18 protein-coding genes and 1 tRNA gene are annotated in these 21,472 nt (G+C 60.5%); 18 read left to right on the top strand and 1 reads right to left on the bottom strand.

The features are described from left to right. Positions 1-154 precede the first annotated feature (154 nt). The 17 genes from ASG03_RS19905 (at position 155) to ASG03_RS19825 (ending at position 20,451) form a co-directional block, all read left to right on the top strand. Entirely contained in the window at positions 155-616 is a 462-nt protein-coding gene (locus tag ASG03_RS19905) for a virion core protein, T7 gp14 family (protein ID WP_062695468.1), read from the top strand. After that, on the top strand, positions 616-2,598 hold the full coding sequence (locus tag ASG03_RS19900; RefSeq protein WP_062695466.1) for a hypothetical protein: 1,983 nt from the start codon (positions 616-618) through the stop codon (positions 2,596-2,598). The genes ASG03_RS19905 and ASG03_RS19900 overlap by 1 nt, the downstream gene beginning before the upstream one ends. A gap of 9 nt (positions 2,599-2,607) precedes the next feature. After that, positions 2,608-6,267, top strand: coding sequence for a hypothetical protein (locus tag ASG03_RS19895; protein ID WP_062695464.1), 3,660 nt, complete (start codon positions 2,608-2,610; stop codon positions 6,265-6,267). A gap of 8 nt (positions 6,268-6,275) precedes the next feature. Beyond that, entirely contained in the window at positions 6,276-9,239 is a 2,964-nt protein-coding gene (locus tag ASG03_RS19885) for a phage tail fiber domain-containing protein (RefSeq protein ID WP_082475880.1), read from the top strand. A gap of 64 nt (positions 9,240-9,303) precedes the next feature. After that, positions 9,304-9,531 carry a hypothetical protein gene (locus tag ASG03_RS19880; RefSeq protein WP_062695458.1) on the top strand — a complete coding sequence of 76 codons (228 nt, stop codon included), beginning with the start codon at positions 9,304-9,306 and terminating at the stop codon, positions 9,529-9,531. A gap of 3 nt (positions 9,532-9,534) precedes the next feature. Then, a complete protein-coding gene (locus tag ASG03_RS19875) occupies positions 9,535-9,768 on the top strand; it encodes a hypothetical protein (RefSeq protein ID WP_062695456.1) in 234 nt (77 codons plus the stop codon). Further along, on the top strand, positions 9,768-10,028 hold the full coding sequence (locus tag ASG03_RS19870) for a hypothetical protein (RefSeq protein WP_062695453.1): 261 nt from the start codon (positions 9,768-9,770) through the stop codon (positions 10,026-10,028). The genes ASG03_RS19875 and ASG03_RS19870 overlap by 1 nt, the downstream gene beginning before the upstream one ends. A gap of 3 nt (positions 10,029-10,031) precedes the next feature. Next, entirely contained in the window at positions 10,032-11,396 is a 1,365-nt protein-coding gene (locus ASG03_RS19865; protein ID WP_062695451.1) for an SGNH/GDSL hydrolase family protein, read from the top strand. 61 nt (positions 11,397-11,457) lie between these two features. Further along, entirely contained in the window at positions 11,458-13,185 is a 1,728-nt protein-coding gene (terL, locus tag ASG03_RS19860; RefSeq protein WP_062695449.1) for a phage terminase large subunit, read from the top strand. Positions 13,186-14,724: 1,539 nt separating this feature from the next. Then, complete coding sequence (locus tag ASG03_RS19855) at positions 14,725-15,024, top strand: hypothetical protein (RefSeq protein ID WP_062695447.1); 300 nt, start codon at positions 14,725-14,727, stop codon at positions 15,022-15,024. Positions 15,025-15,162: 138 nt separating this feature from the next. Continuing rightward, positions 15,163-15,357, top strand: coding sequence for a hypothetical protein (locus tag ASG03_RS19850; protein WP_062695445.1), 195 nt, complete (start codon positions 15,163-15,165; stop codon positions 15,355-15,357). Next, complete coding sequence (locus ASG03_RS19845; RefSeq protein WP_156381889.1) at positions 15,357-15,704, top strand: hypothetical protein; 348 nt, start codon at positions 15,357-15,359, stop codon at positions 15,702-15,704. The genes ASG03_RS19850 and ASG03_RS19845 overlap by 1 nt, the downstream gene beginning before the upstream one ends. Positions 15,705-15,868: 164 nt before the next feature. Then, the gene (locus ASG03_RS19840; protein WP_162241412.1) at positions 15,869-17,425 is read left to right on the top strand and encodes a hypothetical protein; all 1,557 of its coding nucleotides are present in this window, start codon (positions 15,869-15,871) and stop codon (positions 17,423-17,425) included. 56 nt (positions 17,426-17,481) lie between these two features. Then, positions 17,482-18,534, top strand: a complete 1,053-nt coding sequence (locus ASG03_RS19835; RefSeq protein ID WP_062695439.1) for a M28 family peptidase — start codon at positions 17,482-17,484, stop codon at positions 18,532-18,534. 359 nt (positions 18,535-18,893) lie between these two features. Further along, positions 18,894-19,046 (top strand): hypothetical protein, encoded by a 153-nt coding sequence (locus ASG03_RS21610; RefSeq protein WP_156381887.1) that lies wholly within the window; start codon positions 18,894-18,896, stop codon positions 19,044-19,046. 93 nt (positions 19,047-19,139) lie between these two features. Further along, positions 19,140-19,520: a MarR family winged helix-turn-helix transcriptional regulator gene (locus ASG03_RS19830; protein WP_062695437.1), complete on the top strand. Its 381-nt coding sequence runs from the start codon at positions 19,140-19,142 to the stop codon at positions 19,518-19,520. Further along, a complete protein-coding gene (locus ASG03_RS19825; RefSeq protein WP_062695435.1) occupies positions 19,486-20,451 on the top strand; it encodes a tyrosine-type recombinase/integrase in 966 nt (321 codons plus the stop codon). Before ASG03_RS19830 ends, ASG03_RS19825 begins: the two co-directional genes overlap by 35 nt. Before the next feature lie 204 nt (positions 20,452-20,655). Here ASG03_RS19825 and ASG03_RS21900 read toward each other — a convergent pair whose 3' ends face one another. Next, on the bottom strand, positions 20,656-20,808 hold the full coding sequence (locus ASG03_RS21900; RefSeq protein ID WP_162241411.1) for a hypothetical protein: 153 nt from the start codon (positions 20,806-20,808) through the stop codon (positions 20,656-20,658). A gap of 538 nt (positions 20,809-21,346) precedes the next feature. Here ASG03_RS21900 and ASG03_RS19805 point away from each other — a divergent pair. Continuing rightward, positions 21,347-21,429 (top strand) — tRNA-Leu (locus ASG03_RS19805). Positions 21,430-21,472 lie beyond the last annotated feature (43 nt).

Raw genomic sequence — 21,472 nt, 5'->3', positions numbered from 1 at the left:
AGACCCCAAGCCTCCAGACCTTGTTCAACTACTCCCACACCGCGAACACGCTCCACCATCGGTGGCTTCGCTCGTGTGGCGCGACTGTCCTCCCTGAGGTCCCCATGGGACCCTTCGGTGAGCCCTTCAGTCCCTTCGTTATTCGGAGAAATCCATGTGTGACCTCGGCCTAGGTTTAGGCATCGCCTCCGGTATCGCCGGGGCAATGGGTGATAGCCAAGCCGCCAGTAAGAACGCTGGCATCATCAAGCAACAAGCCAACCTGGAGTACGCCGCCCAAGAGCGCGAGCGCCTCGTGGAAAGCGACGGTGCCCTCAAGGAGGGCTATCAGGCGCAGCTCGAAGCTGACCGTGGTGTCTCCGCAGTCCGCGCCAAGGGCGAGGGCATGGGCGGGTCTACCGCTGCCCTCCAGGTGGCGGAACAGAAGCGCCAGGGCGCTCTCTCTATCGCAAACGCCAAGGATCGCCAGCAAGCCGCTAACGCGAACTACGCGATGGCCGGAAAGAACACCCAGATCGGCGCTCAGAACCGTATCGACACCCAGACACCCAACCCGTTCACGCAGATCACCAATATCGCGACATCGGGCCTCCAGAACTACGGAGCCTTCAAATAATGGCCGCACCGCAACAGTCCACGGTTCCTGTCTACAAGGAAACGTCCAACATCCCGAACCCGAACACGGCATACTTCATGCACGATGCTCGGGACACGCCCGGAGCGGCCCTCGGGAAGCTCCTCGGGGTATCCGTGGATGCGCTCCAGAAGCAGAAGCAGCTCGACGAGAAGCCTAAGTCCCAGATGGAACAGGACCAGCTCGCCGCCCTGGCGACAGTCGGGGCCGAGAAGGACCGCCTGAAGCTGGCCGGTGGGCAGACGATGTTCGGCGTCATGAAAGACCCCGATGCCTCCATGGACAGCTACGAGGTCAACCGTGGCCGACGCGATGCCGACCTGTGGGCTGGCAAGCTCCGCGATGAGTACGCAGCCTCCGGGCTGGCCGACAACGATGACCCCAAGGCTTTCCAGGCGTTTGTCCAGAGCAAGCAGAAAGAGATGTTCGATACGACCCTCAAGGACGTGGACCCCTCCTACTACCACGGCTTCCTTACCCGCGTGTCCTCCTCCTACGAGGACATGGGCAAGGCTCACGCCGGTAACCTCGACACCTTCATCACCGCCAAGAACAAGATGGCGATGGAGAGCCGGATCGGGGCCAAGGTCGAGATCGACATGGCCACCAACAAGGAGACCTCCGCGTTCGGGCAGTTCATGACCGAGATCATGGGGGCCGAGAGCGGCAACAACTACAACGCCTTTCACGGAAACGGCAGCAACCAGTCCATCCGCTTCACCGATATGTCTATCGGAGATGTCCTGAAGTGGCAGTCGAGCGGTGAGTGGAAGCGCCTTGGCGGGAAAAGCTCCGCAGTCGGCAAGTATCAGATCATCGAGAGCACCCTGAAGGACACCGTCCGTGCCTCGGGCATCGACTTGGACACCAAGTTCACCCCGGCCGTGCAGGACAAGCTCATCATGTTCCGCCTCTTCGACACCCGCAAGATGGCCGATTATCTCGATGGCAAGATTTCCGACGAGGATATGGTGGACAAGCACCTCGCGGCCGAGTTCGCCGGTCTCAAGACCACGAGCGGCAAGGGGATGTACGACGGAGACGGTCTCAACAAGGCCAGCCTCTCCGCTCGCCGCACCATCGCCGCCCTTCAGCAGTTCAAGGCCGCGTACATGCGGGACCCTGCGACCGTCGTCAAGAAGACCGAGGACGGCAAGCTGATCATCGGGGGCGACAGCCCGTCCGCTATCGGCGCTGAGGTGGAGAACGCTGAGTCCGAGTTTGGTCTCCCGCAGACGGAAGTCCGCAACGCCGCCGCTAACGCCATGATCAAGATGCTCGAAGCCGACCCCACGTTGGCCGAGCGTGATGACCTTGAGGACGTGATGGCCAACGCCAAGCTCTCCCGAGCCGAGCGCGACCGTGTCCATGAGACCCGTGACCGTCTCCGCGAGGAGAACTCGACGAAGTCCAAGATTGCCGAGAAGGAACAGGAAGCTCGCCTCGTGGCCGCTGCGGACAAGTACGTCCAGAGCGGTGACCAGTCGGCCCTCCAGGAAATCCGTCAGGCAAACCCCGACGTTTACCAGAAGCTCCTTGCCCTCAGTGCCAACCCGGCCCCCGCCAGCGAGTACGCCGAGGGCAACGCCGAGTTTACCTCAGGGGTCTCCTATGAGGACCCCGAGACGCCCGTCAACACCATGAGGGCCTACTCGGAAGGCAAGATCGACAAGGCTACCTACGCCAAGGTCATGAAGCAATACAACGTCGTCCAGAACGCCAAGGATGTCCTCGACCTCCCCGGCGTGGACGCCTTCGTCTCCTCGCTCGAACAGAGCCTACCAGCCTCCGTGCGCAAGCAGTTCAAGCAGGGTCTAGCGACCGTTGCTGAAGACCTCCGCGAACAGAACGAAGGCCGACGCCCCTCGGTGACAGCCATCATGGAGGAGGCCCAAAAAATCCACGGCCTCCTGTCTGCCTCCGGTCAGTCCGACCAGCAGAAGCGCATGGCTCAGTACGAATAAGGAATATCAATGCCGTCTTGGGAACCGCAGAAGGATGGGACCTTTCTCCCGTCCGCTGAACTCATGGAGCGCGTCCGCGCTAACCCGCAGAAGTACCCCAATGCAGTTGCCGACTTCTCCAAGATCACCGGTAAAACCGAGGAGGAGGTCCAGGCGATCTTCGACAACCCAGGCTCCTCGGGGTTCTGGGGGACAATCGCCGGAACCGCCGTCGATGTGGGGCAGGGTGCCATCAAGGCTACCGCCGTCGCCGCTGAGAACCTCGTGCCCGAAGAGTACCTCGGGGACACCGGGAAGGACATCGCCGCCTACGGTGAAAGCCTCGACCCTAAGTTCGAAACCGAAAAGAGCGTGGGTGAGTCCCTTGCTGAGGGTGTCGGTCAGGCTCTCCCCGTTGTCGGTGCCACGGTTGGCACTGGTGGGTGGGCCGGTCTCCTGGCCGGTGCTGGCGTTGCCACGCTTACCTTCGAGGACGAACAGAACCTTGCGAACACCCTGGAAGAGGTTGCCCCTGGGGTCACCCCTGACATCCTCGTGGTCAAGCCTGAGGACGATGAGCTGACCGCCACCTCCAAGGCACTCGTCACCAACATCCTTACCGACGCCGTCTTCATGGGGGCTACCCATGTCGTCGGCAAGGCGATCCGTGCGTTGTCCCGAGGGGCAACCCCGGAAGAGATCAAGGTGCTCGCCAAGGAGGCCGAAGCGGCTATCGCTGACACGGCCACGCCCTATACCGAGGCCAAGGTCATCTCCCAGACCGCCGCTCGCAAGCGTCTCCTCTCCCAGGTCGAGATGCGCGAGAAGGTCGGCCAGAGCATTGCCCCCGCCGTGAAGGACCCCGCAGAACGCAAGGTGTTCCACGAGAGCGTCTGGGGTGCCTTCAAGAAGCTCTCCGACCGCAGCGCCGATACCAATCCTGGCCTGGACTTGTTCCATAACAGCCGCAAGGCTGACCTCACCTCGTATGCCGACAATGTCATGGACAGGTTGGCTCAGGGGGACGCGGCCGGTCTCGTGCAGGTCCTCACCAAGGGCGTGAAGGCGAATGACGCGGTCGAAGCGGCCTACGTCAACACCTTCCAGAACTCGGTCCTCAAGGTCACCCTGGAGAAACTCAACGACAGCTTCGACGAGACCGTGCGTCTCCTCCGCGAAGACCCCTCGTTGCAGACCAAAGCCGCCTTCCGTGAGACGATGTCAGCCTACCAGGACACCGTTGCCGACATTGGCGAGGTCTACCGCCTCTATGGCTCCTCGGCCTCCTACCAGCTCCTCACCCGCAAGGGCGTGATCCCGGCCGGTGGCTTCGAGGAAGTCCTCGCCGCCGAGCAGTGGGTCAAGGAAACGGTGAAAGACACCGGCTTCGACCTCTTCTCCGACAAGGTGGAGTTCGTCTCCGCTCAGGCCCTCAAGTGGGACAGCCTGGGCATCGACGCCGCGAAGGTTCTCCCCGAGCTGGACGATATGTTCGCTAAGTTCGACATCGAGCGCCAGGGCGTCCTCGCCAACCTCGGCCAGAACGCCACGTCCAAGATGTCGCCGGAACAGCGCATGGGCGCGATGGCGTCCTTCGTCCGCATGGTCAAGGACATCCAGTCCACGGCTCTCCTGGGGCAGCTCTCGACGACCGGCCTCAACGTCGCGTCCGATACGCTCAACAACGTCCTCCTGCCGTTCCTCGAACACGGCCTCGCCAAGGGCAACTTCAAGCGAGCGGGGACGGAGTACGCCGGATACGCCGCCGCCCTGAAGACCTCGACGGCAATCGCCAAGAAGGCCTTCCTGTCGGGCAAGGGTGTCCTCGACGACTTCGATCTCATGGATGGCGCACACTCCTCGGTCCTCGACTACGAGAACCTCTCGGGAATGCCGCGCCTCATGGTGCGTCTCTTCAAGTTCGCCACCGACCTCTCGCTGGCGTCCTCCGAGTTCTGGAAGTCCACCCGCGCCTTCGGCCTTGCCTACGCGGACGGTCTGGAGCTGGCCCTCAAGTCGGGGCAGGGAAGGGTAGAAGCCAAGCGCATCGCCCGTCAGTACGCTCAGGATCAGTTCGATGCCTCGGGTGCCCTGACGAACGCCATGTATCGTAACGATGTCTCTCGGACCTCCTGGCAACAGGCGTTCGACACGCGCTACGTCACGGGCCGACTTGCTCAGGCCGTGGACAACGTCCGCAACCGCGACGACGCCGTGGGACTCCTGGCCCGTGCCGGTGTCCCGTTCTTCCGAACCATCGTCAACATCGGCTCCGACAGCCTCCAGTACATCGTCCCTCCGGGTCTCCCTGCCGCGCTCCGCGTGATGGCCAAGGGGAAACAGGGCGGATGGCTCCAGGATAGCCTCAAGGTCATCAAGGCCCTCGACGACTTCAGCGGAAACAACGGCGCAGCGGCTCAGGCCCGAGCGATCGGTAGACACCGGATGGGCATGGCCCTGACGGCTACGGCCCTCGGCGCAGTTGCCCTCCACGATAACGTCGAGATCACAGGGGCCTCAGGGCTGAAGCGGTGGGATGCCAAGAAGCGAGCCTTCGAGGAGTACCCGCCGAACTCGATCATCATCAACGGTGTCTCGACCGACCTCAACCGTCTCATGCCCTTCTCCGCTCCGCTCATGCTGGCCGGGATGATGCGAGACATGGAGATCGAGAACGAGCTTCAGATGAAGGACGGCAACTTTGCCTCGGACAACGGCCCCGCCGATGCCCTGGTCAACTTTGCGCCAGCCTTGGCCTACACGACGCTGACCCTCTTTCAGGACAGCGCCGCGATGCAGGGTGTCTTCGATCTGTCCTCCGCGTTCGACGAAGCGATCTCCGAGGGGAAACCCGACGCGCTCGTGAAGTACGGCCAGAAGTACCTCCAACAGTTCACTCCTGGGACGGTCAAGATGGCGGCGAAGTCCACCAACCTCGACCAGTACGAGGGGTTCGACTTCTTCACCAACTATGCAGCAGCAGCCGGTTTCCCGGTGGGCTTCAAGCGCCTCGACTTCCTGGGCGAGCCGATCACCTTCGGCGTTGGCCGTGGCCTAGACCCGCTCAACATGAAGAACATCGACAACGAGAGCGGCGTCCGCAAGGAGTTCATCTTCCTCAACAAGACCGATGGCCTGGCACTCGTGCCGCCCAAGCCCGATGCCGTGTTCGACAAGGCATTCTGGAAGGCCCTCGGGGTGGACACAGGGAACGCCTTCAGCAGCGGCAAGATGCCCTCCCTGGTTACCCTCAAGACCACCACGGGGAAGAACGGGTGGGACGCCTACCGCGCCTACCTATACCAGGGCCGATTGTCCTCGAACAAGGAAGTTCCCACGGCCAGCCAGGGAGACCGTGTCGATATCGGCAAGGTGCTCATCAAGAAGGGCGAGAACTTCCAGGACGCGGTCACACGCCTCGTGGAAACCCGGAGCTACCAGGGGCTTACCCCCGACGCTCGGGCAAAGGTCTGGAACGCGGTCTTCGGCTACTTCAAGAAGCAAGCGAAGGACCAGTTGTCCGACGAGATCGTCGTTGATCCCGAGGTCTTCGAGGGGAGCCGCTACGGTTCGCCCATCAAGAGGCCCACCACACTATCCGACACTGAAGGTCTCGCTGAGACGCTCGGTGCTGGCATCCAGCAAACCAAGGGGTCACCCCTGGATGCTGCCTTTGAGATCAAGAAATAACCCCTTTAATGGCAACTAACGTAATCTACCCCAACCAAACTGGGGTGCAAACTGATTACCCCATCACCTTCGATTACCTTTCCAAATCACACGTTAAGGCAACTATCGATGGGGTCGATATCGACAATGTAACGTTCATCGGGACATTCTTGGTACGCATCACACCCGCGCCTGTGGGAGAACTCCGCATCTATCGGGACACCCCGAAAGAACAGCCGGTCAACTCCTACAACGACGGGTCCGTACTTCTCTCCACCGACCTCAATTCCTCGTTCTCCCAGGCGGTCTTCATTTCTCAGGAGGCCAGCGAACGGTCCCCGATGCGAGCCACGTCTGGCAACTGGGACATGGGCAACCTCCGCAGCACCAACCTGGGGGAACCTGTCTCCGCGAAGGACGCGACGACCAAGGCATACGTTGACGCGAAGGACGCTGAGACCGCTGCCATCGCCGCCCTGGATGCGCAGGTGGCCTCCACAAGTGCATCGGTGGCCGTGAGCAACGCGGCTGCTGCGATAGCAAAGGCATCCGAAGCTGCCGAGAGCGCCTCCACGGCTACGGCCAAGGCCTCCCAGGCGGCTTCGAGCGCGACCAGCGCAGCGGCCGACGCCTCCACGGCGACCACCAAGGCAGCGGCGGCATCCTCCAGTGCAACCGCCGCAGCCGGTAGTGCCACGACGGCGACTACCAAGGCCTCGGAAGCGTCAACCAGCGCAAGCACTGCCACCACCAAGGCGTCGGAAGCGGTGGCGAGCGCCAGCACCGCGTCCACCAAGGCATCCGAAGCTGCCGGTAGCGCATCGACAGCGTCCACCAAGGCATCCGAGGCCTCTACCAGCGCCTCCAACGCCAGTGCTTCCGCAACGGCCGCGAACACCTCCAAGGTGGCCGCTCAGGCTTCTGCCGACGCGGCGGCTGCGGTCCTCTCTTCCGCTAACATTCCGGCTCTGGGTGCGCCTCTGGCTAGCATCCGCACGAAGCTTGATGGCACCGGGCGGGAAAGCTACGACCCGAACGCGGTCCCGAACCTGACATCGTTGGGACTGGCGTTCGGGCTACCGGCTGCCGATTTCAACTACCCGTTCCCCAGTGGCCGGTTCATTGTTGGCAGTAAGTGGGCTAACGGTCCCGCAGCGGTGGAGGGTGCCCGTAAGGACAGCTCAACCTGGGGGTATCAACAGTCAGTACGATCTGTCGTAGGCGATGACACCAAGCTCACGCCGACCACGACCAATTCGGCCCACGCAGCACTTCCGGGTAACGGCGGGATTGCCCTCGTTAGCGGAGACGTTGGCTATTTCTCGTGCTGCGCGAAGGCAAGCGGCTACAAGTTCCTGAGCGTTAACATCGAGAACTACGATAACATCGTGGTGGATGTCTCCACAGGCGTAGTCGTGCAGGGAGCGAGCGGTCCCTTGATGACCTGCACCGCCAAGCTGCTTGAGAATGGCTACTGCTACGTCGCCGTCTACTACGCGGCGAACGCGGCATTCACCTTCAATGCGTACCTCGGGGTGAACAACAACACCGGTGGCCCTGCCGGTAGCTCCTCTTACGCTGGCGACGGCACGAGCGGCATCCTCATCAACACACAGTCGGTGAGTATGCAGAAGTGCCTCACGGTGGCCGGGGTGTGCGCAGTCTCCTGGCGCACAGGGAACAGCTACGACTACCGCTACGATCTCCAGCTCGTCGGAGGACTTACCCTCTATCGTCGAGCTACCGGAGTACCGGCGCGGTGGGAAACCTGGGCAACCGTGTTCGACGAGACCGCCCTCGGGGCTCCCGTCACTATCGCCAAGACCCGCCTGATTGACCGCAACGACATCCGGGACTACCAGCCCGGTATCAGCCTCTTCAGCACCTCGGGCAACGCTGTCGATAAGTTCAAGGCCGCTGCCGCAGCCTTCACGGACGACGGCGAGGCCCTCTCGGTTCTCAATGTCCCGCGTGGCCTGATCTACTTTGGCGACACATGGCTCATCAACAAGATGGGCTTCAAGATGCGCGGCGCTGGCCGACAGCACTGGGGGAGACCTTATGGGGAGACCACAGGCGGATCAGCGCATCCGCTCATGGGAACCCAGATCACAACCGTTGGGGCCGGTGTGGCGCGACGGTGGAGCGACGTGGACGGCGGCAGCACGGGGGACGCGGCAAAGAAACCGGTGATCGCCCTCGGAATGCCGGGCATCGAACTCCGGGGTTTCTCCGTGGTCACCCCGAGAACTGGCGCAACCGCCAACATCTGGGACAACGGTATCCGCCTCCTAGGGGTGGACGGCTGCAAGCTCGAAGAGTTCAATGTCTACGGCGGCTTCGCCCAAGCTGGCATCATGCTCGACGCTACGCACTCGAAGCTCAATGCGGCGATGAACGCATTGATCGATAGCTACAACCTCGCGCCGACCCGCGACAGCAACCTGATGTCCTACGGGATCACCGACAACCTGTTCGCTGACTTCGAGGCCTCTGGCGTGAGCGCAATCCGCCTCCAAGGCACGACCCGGAACAAGGGTACGGCCGGTCAGTACGATGAGACGACGTGGCTCTGGTCTCCGAATGGATGCTCGGACACGCGCTTCAGGAACTTCCGGCTCTACCAGTTCGGAGACACAACGGCCCGAAAGGCTGGCGGGGCTCTGATCCACCTGGACTACCGGGTGTTCACCGGGGGCACCCCTAACAACTCCGGCCAGAACATCGGGTTCGACAACGGGCGTCTGGATGGGGCCGGTAAGTGGGCGATCTACCTGGACAACATCGACTTGGTCTGGTTCAGCCGGATTTTCGGTGAGACCTCCAACAGTTGGTCAACCGCTCAGTCTCAGCGCAACATCATCGAGCGAACCGCAGCTTGCGGCCCCGAGCGCCTCTTCAGCCAGTGCAAGATGTTCTTCAACTACGTGTCCAACGGCGGTGCCGAGACGACGATGGCGAACAACTACTGGGATGGTCGCGGCCTCGCGTAAGCCTCTGCGAAACTCAAAGGGACCGGCTTCGGCCGGTCTCCTCCTCTTCCTATTTCGAAATAACATGGACACCTCCGACATCAATGAACTTCAGCGGTCCCTCGGCCGCATCGAGGGCAAGACCGACGCTCTGCTACTCAACCAGGATCGCCTCCGCGAAGACTACGACGGCCTCAAGAAGGAACTGTCGGCTCTCAAGCTGAAGGTCCACAGTTACGCCGCTGGCCTCGCCGCCGTTGGCTCTATCGCGATGCTCTTTAAGGATCGCCTCGTTTCCATCGTGACTGGATAAGCCATGAGTGCAGCCTCTCTCGACCTGATGGCCCGTCTCCACGGTGTCGTCGCAGAGGAGCTGATGAACCGCATCGCGGATGGCACGGCGACCGCCGCCGACATCTCGAATGCCATCAAGTTTCTCAAGGACAACGGCGTGGAAGCTCGCGCCGACAAGAACGCAGCGGTCGCATCGCTCGCGTCTCAATTCCCCGTCTTCCATGACGAGGACACGGAAAACCTTCGGAGCCACTGATGGCCGTTGATACTCCCGCCGCGTTTGCGTGTTCCGCAAGCGCATGGACACTCGTGGCTTCCGCCAAGACCAGTGTCCTCATCCAGAGCCGCACCATGGGTGGCTTCAGGGTCTTCGTCGGAAGCGCCGCACCTGCGGTGACCGCCGAAACCTACTTCTCGGTTTCCTCCAAGGAAGGCTCCCTCGCCATCAACGGAATGACGGGAACTGAGAACGTCTACGTACTCGGTGATGTCACCGTAGAAGTCCTGCGAGGCTAACGGATGCTAATCTTCGGAAACCGCGGAGCTGCCTCCAGGCGGCGATCCTTCAACGTCATCGCGAGTATTGGTGACAGCACGGTAGCGCAGCAATACCTCGACACGAACTTCGCCAGAAACCGCTCGGTCTACAACCACTTCTTCGTGGGCAACGCGCTGGCTGGTAACCGCATCGCCCGGAACTACTGCTTCGGCGTCTCCGGCGAACGCACCGACCAGACGCTCGCTCGGCTGCAAGCGGCTCTCGATACGGGGGCAGGGGTTCTGTATATCAGCGAGGGTATCAACTCCATTGCCCAAGCTCCTTACACCCACGCCGTGAGTGGCCAGACCGTTCCTGCGGCGACTGTCGGGGCTTCAGCCTTTGCCGATACGCTGACCAAGGTAGATGCCGCGCTTGCCCTCGGTATGCGTGTAATCGTCGTCCTGTGTCACGGTGCTGCAAACTACTCAGCCGCACAGATCAAGCAGCTCGTCATCTACAACGCCGCGCTCCGTCGCATGGCTGAGTTGCGGCCGAACGTCTGGCTCCTCGACGCCCCGGCGATCCTCCATGACCCGACCTCGTCACCCAACGCCCTCGTGTTCCGCACGGGCTACATGCGGACAGGGGAGGCGACCCTCGTCCACGAGAGCACCCTAGGGGCTTACTTCGTCGGGAAGGCGTTCGCTAAGGTCCTAGCCGAGGTCATGCGTCTCCTCCCCAGGAGTGCGGTGGATGGTGGTAATCAGCGCGTCAATGGTCAGCAGCTTCTCTTGAACCCGCTGTTCAACGCCACATCGGGCAATGCCGGTGCAATCATCGGCGCTGGCGGTAGTCTCGCATCCGGGACAACGGCCGTTCCGTTTGAGTGGTATGTCGCTCGTGCGGCCGGAGACTCGACGACCACGTTCACGATTGGCGTTGAGCCAAACGCTGAGGGCAATGGCAACGACGTGGTCATTACCTACAACGTGACCACGGTCGGCGGCGGCGTTCGTCTCTACCAGGACCTCGCCGGTACGAGCCCTAACGGGGACTACTGGACACCCGGAGTTACCCTTCAGGGCTTCGGCAAGACAACCACGGTTTCCGGCTCCGTAGGCTTGGCATTTGTCCAGCCGCGAATCGAAATGAACGGGACCCTCGGGGGCGTAGGCACGACGCTGTTCACCCATAGTCTCCTAGGGGACACCGCCAGTGGCCTTCTCCCATCGACGGAAGGCTACGCTTTCGAACACGCCACCGAACTCCTCCAGGTTCCGGCCTACACCGCCCGAGCCTACCTGAGCTTCCGTGCACTCGATCTCGTGTGCGGCACTCCCGGCACGGGAACGGTGCGTGTGAACATGCCCCAGATGTCGGTCATCTCTTCACTGATCCAGTGACCATCGATCCTCGGGGAGCCTTCGGGTTCCCCGGAGATACCTCTCCTCCCTGAGCAACCCTTTGACCTATAAGGACGCACTGAAGACCTCCACCGCAGGTGTCGAGGCCGACCCGCTACGAGCGGACTTCCGCAAGTTTATGTGGCTGATCTGGAAGTACCTCAACCTTCCGAACCCTACCGCCACCCAGTACGACATCGCCCGGTTCCTCCAGACCGGCCCCAACAAGATTTGCATCGAGGCCTTCCGGGGCGTCGGCAAGTCCTACGTAACCTCGGCCTTCGTGCTCTGGGTGCTCTACTGCAATCCGCAGATGAAGATCATGGTTGTCTCGGCCTCGAAGAACCGAGCGGACAACTTCGTGAAGTTCACGATGATGCTCATCCAGGTCATCCCCGAGTTGGCCTTCCTGCGCCCGTCGCCCAACCAGCGGTCCTCCAGCGTCGAGTTCGACGTAGGCCCGGCGCAGCCCGACCAGACACCCTCAGTGTTCGCTAAGGGTATCGATAGCCAGCTCACCGGGGGTCGCGCAGACATCATCGTCTCGGACGACGTAGAGGTCTGGAACAACTCCCAGACGGTCGCCGCTCGCGACCAGCTCATCGAGAAGACCCGAGAATACTCGGCTATCTTGAAGCCGCTGGCCCATGCCCGGATCATCTACCTGGGCACCCCGCAGACCGAGGACAGCATCTACAACAAGCTGCCCGAGACCTTCACGAGGCGCATCTGGCCAGCTCAGGTGCCTACCCAGGAGGAGCGCCCCGGCTACGGTGACGATCTCGCCCCCATGGTCGAGGTGATGTTCGAGGCGCGGCGATACGGTTTCCCCGTGGACCCCGAGCGGTTCGACGCGGACGAGCTGATCGGCCGTCGCTCGGAGTACGGAGCCGCTGGCTACCAGCTCCAGTTCATGCTCAACACGAAGCTGTCCGACGAGGAACGCTACCCTCTGAAGCTGAAGAACCTCATCGTCATGCCGGTGCCCCCGGAGAAGGCTCCTTATGAAGTGCACTGGCTCCCCAACCCCGACAGGCACCTCAAGGACCTCCCGGTTTACGGGATGGCCGGGGACAAATACTTCTCCTCCGCTGGTCACTCCCCGCAGTTCGAGGACTACCAGCACCGAGTTATGGCCATCGACCCCTCCGGCCGAGGTAAGGACGAGACCGGCTACGCTGTCGGCTTCATGCTCTCCTCGAACATCTGGGTCCCCAAGGCCGGTGGTTTCCAGGGCGGCTACGAGCCTGACACCCTGGAGGCACTCGTGGCTGTCGCTAAGAAGTTCAAGGTGCAGACCATCGTCATCGAGAGCAACTTCGGGGACGGCATGTTCGGAAAGCTCCTGGAGCCGGTGCTCCTGAGGGCAGGGGTCTACGCCGAGATCGTCGAGGTACGCTCGAACACGATGAAGGAGATGCGCATCCTGGACATCCTGGAGCCCGTCGTCTCCGCGCACCGCCTCATAGTGGACCCCTCGGTGATCGAGAGTGACCACGAGACCATCCAGGTCTACGAGGGCCTCGTGCGCTCGCACAAGAGCCTCTTCCACCAGATGACCCACATCTGCCGACAGAAGGACGCCCTGCGCCACGACGACCGCCTGGACGCCCTGGCTATGCTTGTGGGACACTTCGTCGAGCTGATGAACCAGGACGCTCGTAAGACAGCCGACAAGGTTCACGCTGACAGCATGGCACAGTATCTTTCCAAGTTCCACGACAGTCCTCTCAACAAGGGCTTTAGTTCTCACAGGGTAACTTGGGGTGGACGAAGCGGACTGATCTGAGACAAGGAAAGTGTGAAGACAGGAGTATTGACTACTGCTCTTTACTTATGCTACCCTATCACACTCTAAGTTAACCTGGAGACATCCCTAGTTATCTAAGGTTATTAGAAGAGGAGTATGATAAGGTATTCCTCCTGAGTATCCCCTAGAGTGACACCGAGAGTGAACCGAGAGTTCCCTCGAAGTGTCTCTCAGGGGTCTCTCTCCTACTCCTTCCCCACTGTCCTGATACTTGGTTTGATGTCCCGTTTTGCTTTGGCACGGAGAGCCCCCTGGAGGGCCTCTGAGGGCTCCCTGCGGTAACCCTAGCCGAGCACCTCTCCATCGCGCCCCTGGGGCTCCCTGGAGTCACTGTGAGGGCACCCGAGGTTTCCCCGAGGGAACTGCGGCTATTTTTCCGAAAACTGTGCATCGCTATACGTATATGTACCCCCATGCGAAAACCCCCCGTGGTGCCCCTAGGGGCGGCGGCAAGTGCCCTATGCCGGGCACCGATTGTGGCACATGGCATGGCTAACCCATTGTAATCATTAGGTTGCCTACTTGATACGGTATCAGGTGCGGCAGGGTATCGCGGGTTATCGCCAGCTATTGAGGGGATAGCGGCCGCGAGTGAGGGCGCGTTCATGTGCTCTCCCACATTTTTCGGCCTAGGGTGCACCCATGGGATAACCGAGAGGCACCGAGAGACCGCAAGGCCGGTGCACCGAGAGGCACCGAGAGTGTCCCCGAGGGTGATCACATCGTGTAACAGAGTGTAACACACGGCCCATCGATCAAGCTCCCTATATGGAATAACGCGCGGTCATCCCCTGACATGGCGTCGTCCTATACCGCCCAGCCATGCCGTAACATTTCTTCAAATACCCTGTTGACTCCGATAACGAAGATATGCCAGTATTTGGTCACGGTGATCGACACGGTCACCGGCAGGGGCCGCAAGGCTCTTGGGTTCTTCGAAATCGCTGGTCATGCACCCTTAGAAACCCTTAGGTTTTCCACCGGTCCAATCGGTCCTCTCGTTCTAATCGCTACGGCAACTTGAACATGGCACTGACGGATACGGCAGGACGAAACGACCTAAAAAAGTTTCACACGGGCAATTGACTTCGATAACGAAGAGAACTAGCTTTTGAGTACGAAACGAGCGGCGGTCAGCCTACTGACCTAAGCGGTCCCGGTGAAAGCCCGAGCGTTCTTTGACAACTGAATAGGACTGTTGGTGTGTGCACGAAGATGCATATCGGGAGAACCGAGCACCCCTCAGTCCAGCCGCTCGCAGACCGTCTTGAAATGTCTGCTGACCACAACGGTCTCACACTGAGTGAGCCATGCGGTGAAAGCGCGGAAGGCGTAACGGGTCCAAACGTTGCGAGAGACTAGTAGGCGGGATGTCCCTGTAAGGCGGGGATTGAATGCCGAACTGCGTGATTAAGGCAAGGCTAGGTAGGAAAGAGGCCATGTGACGATTGTCTTATAGGAGGCACCTATACCGGGTGCCTCTCGGTAAACCAATCTCAGCCAGAGCGGAGCACGGCTATGAAAACAGCCATCCTTGAGAATACTAATATATTCCGTGTCGATAGTCACGGTAACGGTACTGCGTTTTCAATGCTGAATAAGGCGTCCATGATGGAGGTCTACGTCCAGGGCGATGACGCGGCGCGGTTTGATGAGGTCCTGCAATCCCACCTTCGAGCCTATGGGAACCCTGAGCACAGCTACCACTACATGACCTTGAATGAGGTGCTGATGTTTATCTGGCAGGTCTACGCACCGGTCGCAGCTCCCTACGGCTGGTCCCATGCCGGACCTCTAGCTTCAACAGGGTCCATCTGACATGTCCGCAGTTACCGAAAGTCTCATCATGCTCGCCGCGTCAGGCGGCATCATCGCGCTCGGCATCTTTGCCAGCATAGCTTTGTCCTGATCTCTACGATAACGAAGAGATCGCAACCAACGAAGGGAAAACCGGATATGACACGCAAGGACTACGTCCTGATCTCAAAGGCCATCAAACGAGCCGTGGATCAATGGTCTGGCCTGACGCCAGAGCGGGGGGATGTCGAAGCTGCCCTCTCGGACCTCGCAAGTGACCTCGCGGGGGAACTCGCGGCTGACAATCCGCGCTTCGAGGCGAACCGCTTCCTCTCGGCCTGTGGGCTCGATTGATGGGAGTACTCGCCGTGGAAACCTATACCCGTCTGCACATGGAAGCCGTGGCTTGTCTATGGGAAGCCATGATGGAAGCCGACCGGCACGACGTGGCAAGCTCGATCCATCGGGCCTTCCGCGACTGGGGCACGGTGCACATGCGCCACGCCGCCATCGACCTCGCTGACTTTGTATTGCGTGTCTACGAAAGCATGTCCGAGGAGGAGAAGTTCTCCCTCGGTCCCTACGACTGGGAGTTTGTCCCGGCCGTGCTCCGTCAAGTTGACTGGGTGGATGGCTCTGCGGTCCACCTCAATGATCCCCGCGCAGTTGCCGACCTCATTCTGTGGAGACCCGCGTCCTAATGCCTTCGTTATCGGAACTAGCAGCAAGTGAGTGGGCGGGTTTCTACCGCCGCGCCCTCCGCGACATGGCCATCTACGGCCAGTCCACCGGCCAGATCACGGGTCGCCGCCCGGTCCACATCATCCACGACGAAATTGTCTTTGAACCCTTTGGGAGAACCGCCATGACCGAAGTTACCGCCATCATTCCGTCCATCGTCGAAGCACCGAAGGCTGACCGGCCGAAGCTCCCGGAGGGCGTGAAGTACCTCTTCGACGATTGCGATACGATCACCATCACGGATGTCTCCGGGGCACCCGAGGGTGCCTTCAGCAGCGACAACGAGGAATCCTGCGGTTACACCGCCTCCGGCGGGGGATACATTTCGGGAGGCATGGGATATACGGGCATCGTCTCCGCAATGCGGGGGCCGGGCAACGAGACGTACCACTATCACTTCTACCGCCAACCGGCATTGGCAACCTATACCGCGAGCGTCTATGTCTCGGAGAACCCCGCGAACTTTGCGGTCTCCGATGGCAACCCGTGGCGGCGCGAGGCATTCTTCCGCGCCCACTTCGTCCGCACCGTCGAGCACATGATCGCACCCTCGGAGAAACATCCGGGTCTCCTCATGTACTTCCAGTCGCCGGAGAAGCGTGCTCGGGACATCCGCACCCCGATCAAGCCCGGCAAGTACCTGACGAAGTTCTTCAGCGACGTGCTGACCGGCGAGGAGATCAACGATCTCGCGGTTAAGTGGACGATGATGTCCACCCCGCCGAAGGCCGTCATCACGCAGGATGCCGACGAGATCGAACGGGTCTACAAGGGCAAGTACAACGGCTCTTGCATGCACTTTGCCAACGATGGCTACGAAGGCTCGCAGCACCCGGCCCGTGCCTATGCCGGTCCCGATCTCGGCACGGCTTACATCGGGGACATCGACAATGCCGATGGCCGGTGCCTCGTGTGGCCGGAGAAGAAAATCTACTACCCGAAGTTCTATGGCGACTACCGCCGCATGGAACAGGCCATGACCGCCATCGGCTACCGCTCGGCTAGCGAAGATGAGTTCGAGGGCGCTCGTTTGCAGCGCATCCAGTTCGGTAGCCGCTTTGTCGCCCCGTACCTCGATGTCTGCGGCGCTATCCAGGACGACGGCGAGTACCTCAAGATTGCGCACGAGGGTATCCCGTGCCGGGAAACCGATGGCCTGTCTGGTCACACGGGTCGCCGCTGCGCATACTACGGGGGCTCTCGTCGCTTCCCTGAGGACGAAATGACGAACATCCCCGACTACGGATGGGTTTGTGAGGAGGCTTTGGACAACGGCCCGTTCGCGGTCTGCGCCCTTAGCGGCGAGTATGCATACCGGGGTAACATGACGGCCATCGGCGATGACGAGTACATCCGCGACGATATCATGCACTCGGCTGAGTACCGGAGTCGGTGGTTCCGCTGCGACCGTGACGGCGGCATTTATCTGACGGCCAATATGGGGCGCGTCACTATGTATGACGGGGAGGTCTGGGCCGCTGAGAACTTTGATATCTACGGCTCCACCTGCCAGCTCTCCGGCGAGAACTATCCTGACGACGAGGTAACGATCCTCGACAACGGCAAGGTGGTCGCTGACTCCCTCATGGATGAGGAGGATGAGGACTATCGCGCCTTCGCGGGTCTCGATCCCCTCGTTAACGAAGATGCCGAGGAAAATGAAGCTTTGGAGGCCGCGTAAGCGGCCCTCGGGCAACCCTCGAATACCCCCTCATTGAACCCGAAGGAACCTATACCGTGGCCAACCGCAAGCTTTCCGCCGACGAGAAGACCATTCTCGCCATGTTCTCCTACAAGCGCCCCATGGGTTCCCCGACGGAACAGGCGTTCATCGATCGATACCTCACGCCGCTCGGGTTCAAGCGTGATTCGTACAAGAACCTAGTTCTCCGGGTCGGGGAAAACCCGAGGATACTTTTTTCCTCTCACGTTGACACCGTGCACGTCACCGAGGGCATCCAGCAGCTCCATTATGATGGCGCGACACTCCAACTTGCTAAGAGCGCCAGGGCTACCTCCAGTTGCCTAGGTGCGGACTGCACTGCGGGTGTCTGGCTGATGACCGAGATGGTCAAAGCGGCGGTCCCAGGTATCTACGTGATCCATCATGGCGAGGAGAATGGATGCATCGGCTCCGGCGATCTCGCCAAGGGTAACCCGGCTTTCTTCGACGACATCGAAGCGGCGATTGCGTTCGACCGCTACGGCTACACGAGCGTCATCACGCACCAGATGGGACGGCGCACCGCTTCGGATGCCTTCGCGGCGTCCTTCGGAACTACGCTAACTGCGGCACTTGACTGCGATTGCGGCCTAATCGCTGACGACGGCGGGGCCTATACCGACACGAATGAGTACGCCCGTCTCGTGCCGGAATGCACCAACATCTCGGTCGGCTACCATAGCCAGCACTCGAAGAACGAGACGCAGCATGTCCCGTTCCTCATCCTCCTCCGCGATGGTCTCCTCGCGATGGACTGGAGCAAGCTTGTCATCGAGCGCGATCCCTCGGTGATCGACTACGGGTACTCGCGGGGGTTTTATCGCGGTGGCTCTAGCAACACTTCCAGCCGTGGCGGTTGGGCTGACTGGGCCGACCTGGATGACCCCTGGAACGACCCGCAGAACTACGTGCTCCCAGACAAAAGAAACTGTGGATCACTGGAAGACCTCGTCCGCGCATACCCGGAGGTCGCCGCCGATATACTCTCGTCCTACGGCATCACGCGGAACACGATGATGGATGAGATTAGCTGCATGTACGGAGAGGGCGCCCTGGAGGGCGTCTGATCCATCTCACCTATACCGCCGCCAATTGTCGGGACAGCGCAAATGGTTCGTATTCACGAGGAATTTCTCACAAAAGATGCCGCTAAAAAATACTGGCACGATTATCTGCAACGGTTCCCTGCCTCTAAGTGGGGGACCTACCTCCGCTTCTTCCGCGACCGGCTCTCGGGCCTGTGGACAGTGGCGGGTCAACGTTTCACATACGAGAATTAACTATTTACCAATTATCTGCGCTATCGTAGATGTCTTGGAAACGGGGGATGTTTCCAAGCGTCTTGGCTTCGGCCCGTCAAGTCCTATGAGAATGCCGCTCGGTCCTGAAGGGAACCGCTCGGAAACCAAAATTCACGAGGGTATGAATGCGCATTGAGTTTTACGACCACGAGGGAAACAAGGTCCGCGTGGACATTCTGGATACAGATGACCACTGGGAGGCGTGTGAGTGGGGGTTCAACGAACTCCACACGGAAGCCTTGCAAGACGCTGAGGATTATCAGGTCTTTGAAAAGTGAACAGTGTTCACTGTTCCCGTTCCGTTCTCTTGACGCTAGCGAAACCATCACGGTAAATGGGTTTGAATTACAGAAGTAACCGGGAAGATTTCGATGACCACGGATACCACGAAACTGCGCCACCTAATCCAGACACTTCAACGGTTCAATCAGCTCGACCCTAAGATGCAGGTCAGCACGATCCTTGTACTTCTGGAGATTGCTTCGGCGGACGCCGCGAAGGCGGATATTGCCCCGCAAGACCTTGAAAAGCGTACTGGGCTCCTCTCGGGGACCATGACGCGAAACATCTACTATTGGGAGAAGGGTCACGCCGACGTGTCTGGAGCACATGACATGGTGACCGTCTCCATCAACCCACAGGATCGCCGCAAGCGCAGCCTGTCCCTGACAAACAAGGGCAGGGCGTTTGTGAACCAGATCATAGGAGTTCTATCCGATGGCAAGACAGAGAGGCAACCGGTGGCAAGCTGACGTTGTCCTAGACGGAAAGCGGGAGCGCAAGTCTTTCGCATCCGAAGCAGAGGCTCTCGCCTACGAAAGGGCGGTAGCAAGCGGAAAGCCCCTCCCTGGGGCAATCACATTCCACCAGTTCCACCGAGAACACTTCAGCTACCTCTGGGGCGACATCAAGGCCCCGCAAGCCGTCCAGTTCAACCTCGACGCACTCGACAAGCTGATCCCTCCCGAGACACCTATACCGGACATCTCGTCCAGCTACATCATCGGCCTCGTCAACAAAATGAAGGCCAGCGGCTCGTCCAATGCGACGATCAACCGCCGCTTGTCCACGCTTTCGCGCCTTTTGCGACACGCCGAGGCGATGGAGATGATGCACCGGCCGCGCATCGCCTACCTCAAAGAAACCGAGGGGCGCGAGCGTGTCCTGTCGAGGGACGAGGAGGCGAGGGCCATCCTCTTCTTTGAGCACATGGGTCTCTTGGAGGCGAAAGCCTTGTTCAACTTCTTGCTCTACACGGGGTGCCGCCTGGGGGAAACTTTCACGCTCCCCAAGGATCGGGTGAGGGACGGCCGTGTGACTTTCCACTACACGGTGACCAAGACGAGCAAGACGCGGATCATTCCGCTTGTCGGACCCGCAGCGACGGCCTGGGCTGACATCTCGAAGCTCCACAGGGGGCACGAGCGGCCCTTCGGGGGTTACCCGAGGGACACCTTCCGAAACCACTGGAACCGCCTGAGGGACCACCTCGCGCCGGGTGACGACGAGTTCGTGCCGCACATGCTACGCCACACCTGCGCATCGCGGCTAGTCTCCAAGGGCATCCCGTTGCCCCAGGTCATGCTCTGGATGGGTCACAAGAACATCCAGACGACGATGCGCTACTCGCACCTCGCTCCGAAGGACCTGGACATGGCGGCGCTCGCGCTCATGGAAGCCTAGCCGTCGTCTTCCTCAGCCTGACGCTCGCATTCCGCCTTGCATTGCTGCGAGGAGCCGCGAGGGGACTTGCCCTGGTCCTGGCCACCCTGGGTGCACTCATAGACACATTGCTGGATTTCAGCCCATCGCGGGGCCGTGTGCCCCGTGGTGCCTACCAGTGTGAGCGCGAGTGCGATGAGAGCGGTTCGCATTCCTATACCTCCGTCAATTCAGCCCGAGGCGACCGCATCGGGAATCATCCGCCATTGTGGTCTGACACGCTGTCCGCGCCAAGTCGCGCAGCTCGGACCCGGTGACCCACTGCATCACGTTCGCCCCGAGGCTGACCACGAGGGCGATGATGAGAACAAACTGCATTTGTAAAGCCTCCAGAAAACCGCGCGGTTCTAGCGCAGCAAGAAAGGGACGCCAATGGCGAAGACTCTTCGGGAAATCCTTCAAGAAATTTCAGACAACCACGCGAGGCGAATGCGTGACGACCCCTGTTACCGGATCATGGTGGCATACATGCGCACTGCTAGCGAGCCTATCGATCACCCTCGCCACTACGACCGCGATGGGTACTGCGACAACCCCGCCCGAGGGTACTGACCCCGAGGCTCTAATGGAGGCATGAATGGCAACACGATACGACCTCGAAAAGACACAGTTTCTCGTAGAGGACCTGGGAGTGACTACTCGCCTAAGGGCATTCCGCCGCAAGCGTGAGGGTGCGCTTCTCGACAAGGACGGAGGGCTCCTCCGTCTCATCTCCTGGAGAGACTTTCGTAAGCTGTGCCGAGACTGGCCGGAGGAAGCTCAGTCGGACGGTCTACGGTACGCGATTGTCTGGACCCTTGTCCCAGTGGCGGGGATTGATTCCGCTGCCCCTTCGTGACATAGACCGGCCCACGTCGCGGGTATGGCGGAATTGGTAGACGCACCTGGTTTAGGTCCAGACGCGCAAGCGTGGGAGTTCGAGTCTCTCTACCCGCACCAAAACACTGTGCCACAGGGTGTGCCGAAGGGTGCCAACTGTGCC

This window comes from Rhizobium sp. Leaf341 (assembly GCF_001424325.1).
GTDB lineage: Bacteria > Pseudomonadota > Alphaproteobacteria > Rhizobiales > Rhizobiaceae > Ferranicluibacter.
The sequence above is the reverse complement of the archived record's forward strand: the minus strand, read 5'-3'. Positions and strand labels throughout refer to the sequence as shown.